At 67.6% G+C, this 14,300-nt stretch carries 11 protein-coding genes, 1 tRNA gene and 1 pseudogene; 8 read left to right on the top strand and 5 right to left on the bottom strand.

Annotated elements, in window-relative coordinates; all coding sequences use genetic code 11:
- Positions 1–88 precede the first annotated feature (88 nt).
- Together WB794_RS05230 and WB794_RS05225 are read left to right on the top strand one after the other, a co-directional pair.
- Complete coding sequence (locus tag WB794_RS05230; RefSeq protein WP_337334787.1) at positions 89–874, top strand: succinate dehydrogenase iron-sulfur subunit; 786 nt, start codon at positions 89–91, stop codon at positions 872–874.
- Positions 875–893: 19 nt separating this feature from the next.
- Positions 894–1,148, top strand: a complete 255-nt coding sequence (locus WB794_RS05225; protein ID WP_337334786.1) for an FAD assembly factor SdhE — start codon at positions 894–896, stop codon at positions 1,146–1,148.
- Positions 1,149–1,329: 181 nt separating this feature from the next.
- On the opposite strand, the gene WB794_RS05220 is transcribed toward WB794_RS05225, so the two are convergent.
- Together WB794_RS05220 and WB794_RS05215 are read right to left on the bottom strand one after the other, a co-directional pair.
- Positions 1,330–2,298: an isoaspartyl peptidase/L-asparaginase family protein gene (locus WB794_RS05220; RefSeq protein ID WP_337334822.1), complete on the bottom strand. Its 969-nt coding sequence runs from the start codon at positions 2,296–2,298 to the stop codon at positions 1,330–1,332.
- A gap of 216 nt (positions 2,299–2,514) precedes the next feature.
- A pseudogene (locus WB794_RS05215) lies at positions 2,515–3,078 on the bottom strand (cyanophycinase); the annotation flags it as partial.
- Between the two features lie 316 nt (positions 3,079–3,394).
- Between WB794_RS05215 and WB794_RS05210 the strand changes: the two are divergent.
- The 3 genes from WB794_RS05210 (at position 3,395) to WB794_RS05200 (ending at position 8,170) form a co-directional block, all read left to right on the top strand.
- Positions 3,395–3,973: an RNA polymerase sigma factor gene (locus tag WB794_RS05210; protein ID WP_337334785.1), complete on the top strand. Its 579-nt coding sequence runs from the start codon at positions 3,395–3,397 to the stop codon at positions 3,971–3,973.
- Complete coding sequence (locus WB794_RS05205; RefSeq protein ID WP_337334784.1) at positions 3,951–5,021, top strand: FecR family protein; 1,071 nt, start codon at positions 3,951–3,953, stop codon at positions 5,019–5,021. Before WB794_RS05210 ends, WB794_RS05205 begins: the two co-directional genes overlap by 23 nt.
- Positions 5,022–5,113: 92 nt before the next feature.
- Positions 5,114–8,170: a TonB-dependent receptor domain-containing protein gene (locus WB794_RS05200; RefSeq protein ID WP_337334783.1), complete on the top strand. Its 3,057-nt coding sequence runs from the start codon at positions 5,114–5,116 to the stop codon at positions 8,168–8,170.
- 120 nt (positions 8,171–8,290) lie between these two features.
- On the opposite strand, the gene WB794_RS05195 is transcribed toward WB794_RS05200, so the two are convergent.
- Together WB794_RS05195 and WB794_RS05190 are read right to left on the bottom strand one after the other, a co-directional pair.
- A complete protein-coding gene (locus tag WB794_RS05195; protein WP_337334782.1) occupies positions 8,291–9,802 on the bottom strand; it encodes an NHL repeat-containing protein in 1,512 nt (503 codons plus the stop codon).
- A 94-nt stretch (positions 9,803–9,896) separates the two neighbouring features.
- Positions 9,897–10,997, bottom strand: coding sequence for a helix-turn-helix transcriptional regulator (locus tag WB794_RS05190; RefSeq protein WP_337334781.1), 1,101 nt, complete (start codon positions 10,995–10,997; stop codon positions 9,897–9,899).
- A gap of 512 nt (positions 10,998–11,509) precedes the next feature.
- On the opposite strand from WB794_RS05190, the gene rpsB reads away from it, so the two are divergent.
- The 3 genes from rpsB (at position 11,510) to WB794_RS05175 (ending at position 13,705) form a co-directional block, all read left to right on the top strand.
- Positions 11,510–12,361: a 30S ribosomal protein S2 gene (gene rpsB / locus WB794_RS05185; protein ID WP_337334780.1), complete on the top strand. Its 852-nt coding sequence runs from the start codon at positions 11,510–11,512 to the stop codon at positions 12,359–12,361.
- 106 nt (positions 12,362–12,467) lie between these two features.
- Positions 12,468–13,346 carry a translation elongation factor Ts gene (gene tsf / locus WB794_RS05180; RefSeq protein WP_337334779.1) on the top strand — a complete coding sequence of 293 codons (879 nt, stop codon included), beginning with the start codon at positions 12,468–12,470 and terminating at the stop codon, positions 13,344–13,346.
- Between the two features lie 282 nt (positions 13,347–13,628).
- A tRNA-Pro gene (locus WB794_RS05175) sits at positions 13,629–13,705 on the top strand.
- 191 nt (positions 13,706–13,896) lie between these two features.
- Here WB794_RS05175 and csrA read toward each other — a convergent pair.
- Positions 13,897–14,100: a carbon storage regulator CsrA gene (gene csrA, locus WB794_RS05170; protein ID WP_337334778.1), complete on the bottom strand. Its 204-nt coding sequence runs from the start codon at positions 14,098–14,100 to the stop codon at positions 13,897–13,899.
- Positions 14,101–14,300: the final 200 nt, after the last annotated feature.

Below are 14,300 nucleotides of genomic sequence, written 5' to 3'. Positions count from 1 at the left end.
TCGGGAGTCGGGAATCGGGAATCGAAAAAGCCTGAACCCCGCCTCCCCGTCCCACCATCCTCCATTCACGATTCCCGGATCCGAAACCATGGCCGACTTCCGACTTCCCAGAAACTCCCGCGTCCAGAAGGGCAAGCACTACCCGGTGGAGAACCCCAAGGGCCCGGTGCGCACCTTCAAGATCTACCGCTGGAGTCCGGACGACGACGCCAACCCGCGTACCGACACCTACGAGGTGGATCTGGGCAGCTGCGGGCCGATGGTTCTGGATGCGCTGATCAAGATCAAGAACGAGGTCGATCCGACGCTCACCTTCCGCCGCTCCTGCCGCGAAGGCATCTGCGGTTCGTGCGCGATGAACATCGACGGCACCAACACCCTGGCCTGCACGCGCGAGATCGCCGACTGCGCCAAGGAAGAGGTCCCGCTCTACCCGCTGCCGCACATGCCGGTGGTCAAGGATCTGGTCCCCGACCTCACTCACTTCTACGCCCAATACGCCTCGATCCGTCCCTGGGTCCGCACCCAGAGTCCGACGCCGACCAAGGAGCGACTGCAGTCCCCGGCCGACCGCAAAAAACTCGACGGACTCTACGAGTGCATCCTGTGCGCCTGCTGCTCCACCGCCTGCCCGAGCTACTGGTGGAACGGCGACCGCTACCTCGGTCCGGCCATCCTGCTGCAGGCCTACCGCTGGATCATCGATTCGCGCGACGAGGACACCGGCGCGCGTCTGGACGAGCTGGAAGACCCGTTCAAGCTCTACCGCTGCCATACCATCATGAACTGCACCCGCACCTGCCCCAAGGGCCTGAACCCGGCCAAGGCGATCGCGGAAATCAAGAAGCTCATCGTGGAGCGTCGCGGCGTCTGAGCCGCGACGCCCGATCCTCGTGAGCGACGAATCCGAACTGTTCTCCCGCATCCGCTGGCGCAGCCGACGCGGGATGATGGAGTTGGACCTCCTGCTGCGCCGCTACCTCGACCAGCGCTGGTCGCAGGCCGATGCCGCCGAGCGCGCCAGCTATGTCCGCCTGCTGGAGTGCGAGGACACCCGCCTGTGGCCTTGGCTGCTGGGCCGCGAGCGGCCGGAAGACCCTGAGCTCGATGCGCTGATCCAGCGGATGCGGGCGCTGCCGGTGTCCTGAGCCGGAGGTCTGGCGCTTCGCAGGTTTGACCTGCCCTGTGTGGTTTTTTTGCTTCTGACTGTGCGTGGTCGCAGGATTTCGCCATCCCCGGCGGCCGCCGAGGCGGTCGAAACCCTGCGACAGTACCCAAGCGCAGGCGAAAGAAGCCGCGCGCCAGGCAAAAACCCGCCGACACCGCCCCTCACCGCGGCATCAACAGCGCCTCGTCCGCAAAGATCGCCACATGCGGCACTCCGTCGGCACCGATCCAGCCGCGGTACATGCCCTCGGTATTGAACGGAAACGCCACCGTGCCATCGGCGGCCAGGGCGATCGCGCCACCGTCGCCGCCGGCTTCAACGATGACTTTGTTGATCACCGCATCGGCCGCGCGCTGCAGCGACTGGCCGGCATAGGCCATGCGCGCGCAGATATCGTGCGCGGCGGCATGGCGGATGTAGAACTCGCCCCAGCCGGTGCCCGATACCGCGCAGCGCGCGTCAGCCCAGGTGCCCGCGCCGATGATGGGGGAGTCGCCCACGCGGCCGTAACGCTTGTTGGTCATGCCGCCGGTCGAGGTGCCTGCTGCCAGGTGACCTGTGGCATCCAGTGCGAGCGCACCCACGGTGCCGAAATAGGCCTTGCCGGGAAGCTTGATCGGCGCTTCGCCGCGTGCGGTCGATTCAGTCTCGGCCTTCAGTGCGCGCTGCAGCTGTTCCCAGCGCTTCTCGGTGCGGAACCAGGAAGGATCGACCAGTTCGATGCCCTGCTCGGCCGCGAACCTCTCCGCGCCTTCGCCCACCATCATCACGTGGCGCGAGTGGTCCATGATGGCGCGCGCCAGCTGGATGGGGTTTTTCACCCGATGCAGACCGGCCGCCGCACCGGCCTTGCCGCTGGCACCGTCCATGATCGAGGTGTCCAGTTCGTTGCGGCCATCGTGGGTGAACACCGCACCGCGCGCGGCGTTGAACTGCGGCGCGTCTTCCAGAACGGTGATGGCGGCGGTGACGGCATCGAGCGCCGCCGCACCCTCGCGCAGGCGCGCGTGACCCGCGCGCAGGGCCGCCTCGAGCGCGGCGCGCGCCGCGGCGGCGTCCTCCGGCGACAGGTCGCCCTTTTCCACACCCGCGCCACCGTGGATGGCGAGCAGCGGCTGGTCGAGCGCCATCAGGATGCCGCGATCGACCGCGTAGTGGCGGCGGAAAGATGGGCGCTCCACCCGCGCGGAGGGCAGGTGCAGCAGCGAATCCGGCCCCACGCCGATCACCTCGACGCGCGGCAGGTGCAGGGGATCGTCCTCGGCGGTTTCGGGGAAGCCGCCCAGCACCAGGCTCGCACCCGCGCCCGGTGCCGTCGCATGCACGCGCGCGCTGCCGTCGCCCTCCACCACCACGGCGGCATCCTCGTCCACGCCCAGGCCGCGGATCGGCTTTCCAGCGATCCGCTCGGCCTTGGCGATGAAGGCGAACAGGCGACCCAGGCGATTGCGTTCGGAAAAATGCGTGTCGGTGACGAATCCGTGCAGCGCGGCGATATGGAGAAAACCGCTTTCGATGGTGTTTTCCGCGCCGTGCGGATCGGCCAGCGCATTGGGGCTGATGAGGCTGCCTCCGTCCATCGCGCCGTAGAGGTATTCGCCCAGGATCGCCAGCCCGGCGCTGGTGCCGCCCAGCGGCTTGCCGGCGCGGACGTGGGCGTCCAGCGTTTCGGCCACGGGCGTGCCGCGCCAGTAGCGCACGTAGCGCGACTGGTCGCCTCCGGCGATGAAGATGCCGTCGGCACGCCGGAGGCGTTTGAGAATGGCTTTGTCGAAGGCGGCTTCCCGATCATGGAACACGAACGTTTCCACCGAGGCGATGCCGCCGACCTCGTTGAAGAACTCTTCGCCGATCTCGCCACCCTGCGAGGCGCGCAGCACCACGATGTGGCCGTGGCCGGCCTTGCCCATGAACCAGCGCAGCGCCTCGAGATTGCGGTCGCCGCCGCCCATCAGCAGCAGGCCCGGTTCCACCGCACCGGGCGTGCGGGCGCGCAGGTCGCCGATGACGTGGTGATCGAACCGCCCCGCCGCCAGCGCCTGCCCCGCCAAGAGCAGGCAGATGAAACCCAAAGCCAGATGCGTCGCAAACCGGAGGCCAGCTTTTTGCATGTGCATGTTTCCCATCGGACGGGTTCCGCCACGATGGCGGCTCGTCCAATGTAGACGAATCGCCCGTCCGATTCCCCCATGCCGCGGCACCATCGCTCTGCGCTAGAGTGCCCGCATGCTCAATGACCTTGACCGCTGGTTTGCCTCCGAGGTGCTCGTGCACGAGCCGGCGCTCATGCACTTCCTGCTCCGGCGATGGAACCAGCGCGACGAGGTCGCGGACCTGCGCCAGGAAATCTACGTGCGCGTCTACGAAGCGGCGCTGCGCGAGCGCCCGCTGTCCCCGCGCGCCTTCCTTTTCACCACCGCGCGCAATCTGATGGCCGACCGGATCCGGCGGCAGAAGGTGGTGTCGATCGAGGCGATGGGTGATTTGGAATCTTCGAACGTCTACCTGATCGAGGACGTCTCGCCCGAACGCTGGGCGGGCGGTCGCCAGCTGCTCAGGCGACTGGCCGAAGCCTTCGACGCCCTGCCCGACCGCTGCCGCGAGGTGGTGTGGCTGCGCCGGGTGGAGGAACTGCCGCAAAAGGACGTCGCCCGCCATCTGGGCATCGCCGAGAAAACCGTGGAAAAACACCTTGCCAAGGGAATGCGCCTGCTTGCCGACCGCCTCTACGGCAGTGCGGCAGGGCGCGAAACGCCCGGAGCGAGCCAGCGGGAGGCGCGGCATGACCAGCACGGCGGAGACTGAGCGCGAGGCATCGCGCTGGCTCGCGCAGCGCGAATCGGGCCGCTGGACTGCGCGCGAGGAGGCGCAGCTGCGCGCCTGGCTGCAGGAATCCACCGCACATCGGATTGCCTTCCTGCGCCTGCAGGAAGCCTGGAGCGAGGCCGCTCGCCTGCGCGCGCTGGGGGCGGGAATCCCGTCGGGCCACGTTCCCGAACGCGGCAATTGGCACGAGTACGGTGCCGCGCCGGCCGGTGATGGCGTCATGCCGCCGTTCCCGCCGGACCTGCGCGGTATCCACATGACCTACCACCGCCCGGACGACGGCGGCGGCGGCTGGAGGCGCGGCATCGCGGCGATGCTGGTGCTGGCGGCCGTCGGCGTCGCCGGCGTCCTCGGCTGGCAGGCCGGAGGTCGGCATCACGCGCTGTTCGCCAGTAGTCTGGGACAGGTCGAATCGGTCGCGCTGGCCGACGGCACACGGGTGACCCTGAGCAGCGACAGCCGCATCGAGGTGACCATGAAGCGCCGCCGCCGCAGCGTGCGGCTGCTGCAGGGCGAAGCGATCTTCACCGTGGCCCACGACCCGGCCCGGCCCTTCGTGGTGGCGCTGGATGCCACCCGCATCACCGCCGTCGGTACCCGCTTCTCGGTGCGTCGCGCCGGCCCGGACGCGCGGGTGGTGGTGACCGAAGGCCGCGTCAGATTCGAACGCGATGCCGACGGCAACGGCATCGCGCCGCCCGTAACCCTGCTCTCGGCCGGCCACGTCGCCTTCGCCGACGGCGCGGGCGTACGGATCGAATCCATGACGCCGGCCGAGGCCGAGCGCCTGCTGGAATGGCGCAGCGGCTACCTCGGCTTCGACGATACCTCGCTCGCCAACGCCGCCGCCGAATTCAACCGCTTCAACCTGCGCAAACTGGAGCTGGCCGACGCCCGCGTGGCGGACCTCCGGATCGGCGGAAACTTCCGCTGGGACAATCTCGAGGGTTTCATCCACCTGCTGGAGCGCGGTTTTCCGGTACGGGCCGAGCGCCTGCCCGACCGCATCGTCCTGCACTCGCTTTGAAGCGATGCCGACGCGCGGGGCGGGATCGGCATCGCTTGTTCGTCATCCCTCCTGAAAGGCGCCGCCCCGAGCGCCTCACTGGGGAAAACATCATGCGCTATCCGATCCGACACCTGCTCCTGAGCCTGGCCTGCTCCGCCGCGCTGGCGGCCCAGGCGCAAACGCCGCCCGGCCCGTTCGACGTGCCTGCCGGCGATCTGGCGACGGCCCTCAACGCGCTGGCGCGGCAGTCGGACCTGCAGCTGGTCTACCGTGCCGAGCAGGTGCGCGGACACCGGACCGGCGGCGCGCGCGGTGCCGCCAGCGCCGACCAGGCGCTGCAACAGCTGCTTGCAGGCAGCGGGCTGCGGGCGAATCGGGATGACTCCGGCGCGGTGCTGGTCCTGGCCGGCGCGCCCGCATCCGATAGCCGTTCCGCCGAGGCCGCGGTCCAGATCGACACGCCCGCACCGCCGCCCGCGCCGGTGCAGGAGGAACCGGAAACCCTGGAGACCATCCAGGTCACTGGCTCGCGCATCCCGCGCGCGCAGGTCGAAGGTCCGGCCCCGATTTCGGTAGTCACGGCGCAGGAAATCAAGGCCAGCGGCTTCACCACCATCCCCGACCTCCTGCGCTCGCTCACCGTCAACGGCGGCGAAACCCAGAGCCAGCAATCGGCCGGCGGTGCCGATTTTTCGCCCGGTGCCCAGCAGGTCGACCTGCGCGGCCTCGGCCCGAACCATACCCTGGTGCTGGTCAACGGTCGCCGCATCGCCGACTTTCCCCTGCCCTTCCAGGGCCGCAGCAATTTCACCGACATCTCCAGCATCCCGCTGGGCATGATCGACCGGGTGGAGATTCTCACCGGAAGCGCCTCGGCCATCTACGGCTCGGACGCCATTTCCGGCGTGGTCAACTTCATCCTGAAGAAGCAGGCCGACGGCACCACGATCGACTACCGCTACGGCTGGACAGAGGAAGGCGGCGGGCAGTCGAGCGTGCTGAACCTCTCCAGCGGTTTTTCCCGCGGCAACTTCAACCTGGTCGCCGGGCTGGAATACCGCGACCAGCGCCCGCTCTGGGGTTACCAGCGCGAGCAGCAGGATTCGAGCGCCGATGCGCCCAACCCCGCGCGCTACGGCTACCCGCCGCGCGACTTTTTGATCACCGACTGGTGGGACGACTACCTCGACCCGGGCGAGGACACCTGCGCCGCGCTCTCGCACCTCAACGGCGGCACGATGGGCTACGCCTATCGGCGCAACTACGGCAACTACTGCGGCAGCGAGCGCGGCGTGGCCTATCGCACCATGATCAGCGAGCGGCGCGGTGCCAACGGCTATGCCTCGATGAGCTATCAACTGGGCAACGGCAGCGAGTGGTTCGCCGACGTGCAGGCCGGCCACCACAAGGTGTCCCTGTTCCGCGCGCCGCGCACCTGGTCGCTGATGATGCCCGACGGCAACGAGGAGGGATATTTCTACAACCAGGCCACCGAGCAGATCGAGTACTGGCAGCGCCGCTTCACCCTGGAGGAAATGGGCGGCCTCGACAGCGGCATGGTCGACACCACCCAGGACACCTTCGGCCTGACCACCGGCTTCAAAGGCATCCTCCGGGGCAACTGGGATTACGAGGCGGCCTTCAGCCATTCGCAGTACAAGGCCAGGATCAGCTGGCCGCAGATCGTGGCCGCGAGCGCCAACCGGCTGTTCCTGGGCGAGCAGCAGCCGGGCAGCCACACCTGGCGCGGCGACGAATACCCCATCTTCAATGCCGATCCGAACCGCCTCTACACCCCGCTGAGCCGGAGCGAGTACGACAGCATTTTCGCCTACACCACCTACCATCCGCAGTCCGACAGCCAGACCCTCTCCTTCACCCTGACCCAGGCCGAACTGTTCGAACTGCGCGGCGGCGCGGCGGGCTTCTCGGCGACGGCAGAAGTGGGACACCAGGGCTATGACCTGAAGCCCGATCCGCTGGCGACGCAGTACTACTACTACAGCTGGAAGGATTCCGACGGCAAGGGCAGCCGCAACCGCTGGGCGGTCGCCGGCGAACTGCGCATGCCCGTGCTCGATACCCTCAGCCTCAGCGTCGCCGGCCGCCAGGACCAGTACCGCTTCGCGGGACGCAGCCCCGGCAAGTTCACCTGGAGCACCGGCCTGGAGTGGCGCCCGCTCGACAGCCTGCTGGTCCGCGGCTCCTACGGCACCGCCTTCCGCGCGCCCGACCTGCACTACGTCTTCGCCGGCCCGGGCAACGATGAAACCTCGGTCATCGACTACTACCGCTGCGCCAGCGAGGAGCCTGACGAGAGCATCGAGGACTGCAGCTACAGCGACGAGGGCATCATCCGCAGCCGCACTGGCAGCAAGGATCTCGAGCCCGAGACCAGCACGTCGTGGACAATGGGCCTGGTGTGGTCGCCGACCTCGTTCCTGGACCTCTCGCTCGACTGGTTCGACATCGACATGCGCGATCAGGTCCAGGACATGCGCGCCAACGACGTGATGCGCTGGGAGCGGGACTGCCGCCTCGGCAATGCCGGCGGCAGCCCGGAAACCTGCGCCGACATGCTGTCGCGCATCACCCGCACCGCGGGCGGCGCGATCTACGGCGTCCACGTCAACCCCGTCAACGTCGCGCGCGAGACCACCAGCGGCGCGGACGCCAGCGCCAACGTCCGCTGGGACAGCCCCATCGGCACCTTCCGCCTCAGTGCCCAGCACACCTGGGTGGACCGCCACGAGATCCGGCTCTATTCCGACGCCCCGGTGATCGACATGTTCGCGGTGAACAGCGGCTACGACATCCCGCGCACCAAGAGCAGCGTGCGCCTGTCCTGGTCGCGCAGCGCATGGGCGGCGTCGGTCCAGGGCACCCGCATCGGCCGCCTGCCCAACGGGTGGTCGTACGATCAGGTGTGGGAAGACGGCGATCCGGGCCCGACGATCCCTGCGACGTGGCGCTACAACGGCAACCTGCAGTACGCCTTCACCGGTCGTTCGCAGCTATCGCTGACCGTGGTCAACCTGTTCGACAAGATGCCGCCGGTCGACCCAACCTACACCAGCTATCCGTACTACGACATCTCCTGGTTCGACACCCAGGGCCGCAGCTTCTACCTGCAGTACACCCACAGGTTCGGCGGCGGCGAACTGTGATGAGCGCGCGGCGGAGGGCCATTGCGGCCCTCCGTCGCGAGCCGGACCTCTTGAGTGATGAACGATCCGACACACGCTTCCGGCACGGCTGCGCCGTAGCCTTGGCCGAGTGCGTCTCGCTCACTCCAAGGGAAAACGTGCATCCTCTGCCGTGGCTCTCAGGACGGGGGCCGGCGATTCGAAGGAGTCGGCGAACACGGACTCGCCGTCGCGGAACAGCAGGCGCGTCAGCGTGACGTCGTCGTCGGTCGCATTCCAGCGCCGCGTACCGACCAGCATGATGGACTGCGGATCGACCAGCAGACTGGCACCGGTGGTCCGGGGCGTTTCGTCGGTGGCGGCTCCGAAGCCGAAGTCGTGCCAGGCCAGCATTTCCCGACCGTTGGCGGTAAACCAGCCGAGCGCCTGACGGGTCGGTGTTGCCGCAGCGCCATCCAGGCGGTGATCCATCGCCACGACCAGCTCACCCGTGTCGGGGCGCTCGGCGAGGGCGGTGGGAACCGCCTGACCCAGCGTGGACTCCAGACCCATGTACGCCGCGAACAGTCCGCCGTCGTTGAAGCCGGCATCCCAGCTCCCGTCCACGTTGAGGCGTCCGAGCATCAGCTGTCGATTGAGGGCTGCGTCCGTAGTCCAGCCGCCGACGGCGAGCTTGCCGTTGGCCAGCACACGGATGGCGGTCACCGCGTCGGAGCAGTCCGTGCTGCAATTGCCAAAGCTGAGGTCGGCATAGCGCACTGCGATCGGCGCACCGGTCATGGCATTTACGTCGATGACGTATCCGGTCTTGTCGAGCGGATCGTTGACCCACAGGTCACCGGCAAAATACAGGCGCGTCTGCGCATCGGGATCGTTCGTCAGGGCTGCGTCATTGACATGAATGCGAACCTGATCGGTCGGCAGGTGCCAGCCGACAACCTGCCGCCCGCCGATTCCAAATCCCGCGTACAGCGCGCCGGTAGCGCGGTATAGCGAGGCCATCACCGGCGCATCACGAATATCGTTCAACTCGGCCACGCCGATCAGGATCAGGCCGATGTTCGGGCGCACCACGACGCGCCGGGCGTAGTCGTTGCTGCCTCCACCGAGGTCGAAGCCGACGAAGGCGGTGCCGGCGCTACCGAATCCCGCGCAGGTGCCGCCGCCCGGAACGCTCTGGATATCGACGCAGGTCACCGCGAAGTCACGATCAGATCCGGGCAGGAGCGGACTCTTGCCGCTGCCGGCGAAATAGAACTTGCCGGTAGCCTCATCCATCACCGCATCGGCGATGTCCTTCAGCGGCGTCGGGATCAGCCAGATGCCGTCCTGGGTGCCGTTCGGGCGCACCCGAATCACCGCGGCATCCCAGTAGCCCGATTGGGCCTTGTGCCTGGCCAGGACGTACCAGCCCGCGCCACCGAGAGAATGGACGCGCAGGCCATTGCCGATCAGCGCGTCCGGGTAGTCGAGAAAAAAGAGCGCCGTGCCGCCGCTGCCGAACGCAGGATCGGGGTCGAGCGCCGGCCCCAGGCTGCTGCCCTGCGGCTCGCTGGCGTGCGCTTCCCACGGCACCGCCTGCGCCGCCACCTGCGGCACGGCCAATCCCGCGCCGGCAATCAGCAATATCGAGACGAGAAAGAATGTGCGCATGACCTGCCCTCCCCCTGAATCTGTCCGGCTTCGGGGGCCACACTAGGCGGCTTGTGGAACTGCCGCTACCGGCAATTGCCGGTAGGCGTGCCGTTCAGTCGGAGGCGTTCGACATGGTCATGCGCGCGATGCCCCCGAGCAGGGCGACCAGTTCGGCCTGGCGGTGGCAGCCGGTCTTGTGGAAGACCTGCTCCAGATAGGAGCGCGCCGTGCTCAGCCGGATGCCGCACTGCATCGCGGCTACGGCGAGCGTTGCGCCGGTGGCGAGCTTCGCCGCGAGCTGGCTTTCGGCCGCAGACAGGTCGTAGAGCGTGCACAGGAGGTGCGTTTCCGGGGCGCGCGCATCGGCACCCGGAACATGGATGGTGAGCAGCCACAGACCACCGCCGAACAGTTCGCGCGCTTCGCCTGGCAAGGGGATGAGGTGGACAACGCGACGCGGCCTGGCCGGAGCCGCGGGCAAGACAATGGGGCGCAGCCCGGTTTCCTTGCGCAGGATCGACTCCAGCAGCGCATCGCCTGCGGCATCGCCGAGCTTGATCCGTCCATCCGCTCGCAGGCTGATCCATCCGTTCCATCCGCCCGATGGCGGTGGGTTGGAATCGAGCAGCCGACCATGGCGGTCGAGCAGGACGGCGGACAGGCCAAAGGCCACCAGTCCGTCCAGTGCACCGCGCGCCCGCGCCTGCGAAAGGCCGCATGCAATTCGCCCGGCCTGTGCCAGGTGCCCCCACAGCGGCGACAGGCGCGCCAGCTGATCAGCGGGATGTCGGCCGGCCCCGACATCGCGCTCCAGCGTCAAAATCATCGTGCTGCCGCTCGGCAGGGGAATGGCCATCCCCACCTGCCACGACAGCCCGAGGCGCAGGAAGGCGCGGTAGACCGCGTCGGCCTCCAGCTCGTGGCGCGACATCAGATCGTTGACGCAGTGAAAGCGCCCGCCTCCGGAGTCTTGCGAGAGCAGGTGATCCGCACTGCGCTGCGGCGCTCTCCAGGCATCGGTACCGGACAACTCCTGCATCAGCGCCTGCGTGCGCGCAGTCGTTTGCCAGAGCGGCGGGCTTCGCCCATCGGCAACCAGCAGGGAGCTGCTGGCCGACCCGGAAATCCGGCACAGGGCCTCAAGCACGACCAGCCAGCGATCGGGCAGAAGTGCGGCCTGGTACATCGACTCGATCAGGACAGACAGTGGCATCGCGACTCTCCCGACAGCCATCGTCAAATTACGCGGGCGGGACGTCGTGAGTCCGGCACGCGGGTTCCGCAACGGCCAGAATAGCGTGCAATGGGAGCCTCGATGAAATGAGCAAAATGGCCGGACAAAATGCGACACCCGGCACGCTTAGCCACGCAGCCTGAAAGTATCCGACTCATTGGAGGCGATCACTGAAGCACAGGGACGGCGGTCCGTCCTTCGGCCTTTTCCTGAACCCACGGCAATTGCCGCAACCGCGCCCATCGCGTACAATGCTTCGGCTTTGCCGGGCAAACCCTGCCCTGCGCCGTCCACGCCGTACGTCAGCGGCGAATACACACGCGCGGCCATCGTCCGTTCCGGGGTGCCCTTCGGGGTTCGGCAACGGCACCGCGCGGAGGCCCAACCCCGGAATCGTGGCGCACCTGCCCAATCGGCCCGCGCCAGGCCCGCACGGCTCTCTTCGACAGCCACCGTGCGGCGAGCGGTTCCACCTTCAGGAGTTGCAAACCATGGCACAGATCACCATGCGTCAGATGCTGGAAGCCGGCGTCCACTTCGGCCACCAGACCCGCTACTGGAATCCCAAGATGGCACCGTACATCTTCGGCGCGCGCGGCAAGATCCACATCATCAACCTGGAAAAGACGGTTCCGCTGTTCAACGACGCGATGAACTTCGTTTCCGGCATGGCGCAAAAGCGCGGCACCATCATGTTCGTCGGCACCAAGCGCTCGGCGCGCGATGCCATCGCCGAGGAAGCGGCGCGCTGCGGCATGCCCTACGTGTCGGCGCGCTGGCTGGGCGGCATGCTCACCAACTTCCGCACCGTCAAGCAGTCCGTCGCCCGCCTCAAGGAGCTGGAAGCGGCCGAGACCGATGGCACTTTCGCCAAGCTGGTCAAGCACGAAGTGCTGAGCCTGCAGCGCGAGCGCGAGAAGCTCGAGAAGTCGCTGGGCGGCATCAAGAACATGAACGGCCTGCCTGACGCGCTGTTCGTGGTCGACATCGGCCACGAGAACATCGCGGTCGAGGAAGCCCGCAAGCTCGGCATCCCGGTGGTGGCCGTGGTCGACACCAACTACGACCCGAACCTGGTCGACTACGCCATCCCCGGCAACGACGACGCCATCCGCGCCGTGCAGCTGTACGCCCGCGCCGTCGCCGACGCGGTGCTGGAAGGCAAGTCCGCCGCGCCGATCATGGCGTCTGCCGGCGACGACGAGTTCATCGAACTCGACGAGCAGGGCAACCCGATCGTCAAGGAAGACGCCGAAGCGAAGAAGGCACCGCGCCGCGCGCCCGCCAAGAAGGCACCGGCCAAGCGCGCTCCGCGCGCCGACAAGGGCGCAGCCGCCGAATAATCGGCCCCGCCCAACGGCCGCCGGCCCGAGGCGGGCGGCCAACACTCCCGCGCGCGATCGCCCCGGCGGCGCGCGCCCCACGTTTCTGGAACACACCGAGGTAACCATGGAAATCACCGCCGCCCTGGTCAAGGAACTGCGCGAGCGCTCCGGCGCCGGCATGATGGAATGCAAGAAGGCGCTGACCGAGCACAACGGCGACATCGACGCCGCGATGGAGCACCTGCGCAAGACCGGCCTGGCCAAGGCCGACAAGAAGGCTGACCGCGTCGCCGCCGAAGGCCGCATCGCGATGGCCATCGACGGTGCCCGCGCCGTGCTGGTCGAGGTCAACTCCGAGACCGATTTCGTGGCCAAGGACGAGAACTTCGTGAAGTTCGTCGACGCCATCACCCAGGCAGCGCTGGCCAGCGCTGCCGCCGACGCCGAGGCGCTCAAGGCGGTCAAGCTCGCCGACGGCGCGACGATCGAGGAATCCCGCGCCGCGCTGATCGCCAAGGTCGGCGAGAACGTGCAGGTCCGCCGCCTCGCCGCGCTGGCCAGCGGCCAGAACGTGGGTGGCTACGTCCACGGCGGCCGCATCGGCGTGCTGGTGAACGTCAAGGGCGGCTCGCCCGAGCTGGCCAAGGGTCTGGCGATGCACATCGCCGCGATGAATCCGCAGTACCTGACCGCGGCCGATGCCCCCGCCGAGTTCGTGGCCAAGGAAAAGGAAATCGCGCTCGCCCAGATGAGCGAGAAGGACCGCGCCAAGCCGGCGGAAATCCAGGAGAAGATGATCTCCGGCAAGCTCAACAAGACGCTCGCGGAAATCAGCCTGACCGGCCAGGCCTACGTGCTCGATACCGACATCAGCGTCGCCCAGGCGCTGGCCAAGGAAGGGGCCGAAGTGCTCTCGTTCCAGCGCCTGGTCGTGGGCGAAGGCATCGAGAAGAAGGAAGACGACTTCGCGGCCGAAGTGATGAAGCAGGCTGGCCTGGCCTGATCCTCACGCACAGCGTCCGATCCGGAAGAAGCCGCGGGAAACCGCGGCTTTTTTATTGCGTGGCCGCCACCGGGTCCGCGTCACCGGACGTCCGCATCGGCATCCATTCCCGCGCGTCGCGCACGACACCTTGGGCCCGAGCGAGCGCGGGACCCGCCCCGGCGCACCGGAAAGGCCGGATCATCGACAGGTCCGCGCCGGGCGATGGCCATCAAGACGCCTGCCCTTCGGACATCTTGATTGCGCGCCTTTCTCCCCTGTAGAATGGGCGGCTCGAAGATTCGGGGTGTAGCTCAGCCTGGTAGAGCGCTACGTTCGGGACGTAGAAGTCGCAGGTTCAAATCCTGTCTCCCCGACCATCAAACCGACGGTTTGCAAAAGGCCCGCCCAGCGCGGGCTTTTTCGTGGGCGCATGGGCATGCCAACCAGGCGCACGCGCACCGCGATGCACGCATGACGGGCACCAAACCTCGACAAGCAATGTGCGCCGGCTTTCTCAACGCGCTCCAAACCGCCGGCCGCGCGTGCGGGAGTCGCGCGGCAGCGTGCTCTATTCGGCGCGAACGTCGCGCGCCAGGATGGCCTCGCCATCCACGCGCTGGATGCGCTGGAAGATTTCTTCCCGATGTACCGACACATCCTTGGGGGCGCTGATCCCGACGCGCACCTGGTTGCCCTTCACCCCGAGGACGGTCACGGTGACCTGCTCTCCGATCATGAGGGTCTCGCCTACCCGGCGGGTAAGAATCAACATGTTGCATTCGCTCCTTCGATGCCCAACCCACCGCGGCGGGTTGCCCACTGTGCGGCATCGCGGGGCGATGCTGCCGATCCTTGGCACGCACCTGAATGGTGCATGAAACTGGCCAGATACTAGCGCAGCCGCGTCAACTTCTGCAAACGCACCGGAGCGGGCGAATTCGCTGGCCCGAACCTCGCCCGGATGAGAGGCAA

This window comes from Denitratimonas tolerans (assembly GCF_037203605.1).
In the GTDB taxonomy this organism is placed as follows: Bacteria; Pseudomonadota; Gammaproteobacteria; order Xanthomonadales; family Xanthomonadaceae; genus Denitratimonas; species Denitratimonas tolerans.
Note: the sequence above shows the minus strand (reverse complement) of the source record. Positions and strands in the feature narration are given on the sequence as shown.

Bases quoted from the DNA above. Each gene is read 5' to 3' on its own strand.
- tsf (WP_337334779.1), top strand. From the start codon at position 12,468: ATGGAAATCACCGCCGCCCTGGTCAAGGAACTGCGCGAGCGCTCCGGC.
- WB794_RS05200 (WP_337334783.1), top strand. From the start codon at position 5,114: ATGCGCTATCCGATCCGACACCTGCTCCTGAGCCTGGCCTGCTCCGCC.
- WB794_RS05210 (WP_337334785.1), top strand. From the start codon at position 3,395: ATGCTCAATGACCTTGACCGCTGGTTTGCCTCCGAGGTGCTCGTGCAC.
- WB794_RS05195 (WP_337334782.1), bottom strand. From the start codon at position 9,802: ATGCGCACATTCTTTCTCGTCTCGATATTGCTGATTGCCGGCGCGGGA.
- WB794_RS05220 (WP_337334822.1), bottom strand. From the start codon at position 2,298: ATGGCGCTCGACCAGCCGCTGCTCGCCATCCACGGTGGCGCGGGTGTG.
- rpsB (WP_337334780.1), top strand. From the start codon at position 11,510: ATGGCACAGATCACCATGCGTCAGATGCTGGAAGCCGGCGTCCACTTC.
- WB794_RS05190 (WP_337334781.1), bottom strand. From the start codon at position 10,997: ATGCCACTGTCTGTCCTGATCGAGTCGATGTACCAGGCCGCACTTCTG.
- WB794_RS05230 (WP_337334787.1), top strand. From the start codon at position 89: ATGGCCGACTTCCGACTTCCCAGAAACTCCCGCGTCCAGAAGGGCAAG.
- WB794_RS05205 (WP_337334784.1), top strand. From the start codon at position 3,951: ATGACCAGCACGGCGGAGACTGAGCGCGAGGCATCGCGCTGGCTCGCG.
- csrA (WP_337334778.1), bottom strand. From the start codon at position 14,100: ATGTTGATTCTTACCCGCCGGGTAGGCGAGACCCTCATGATCGGAGAG.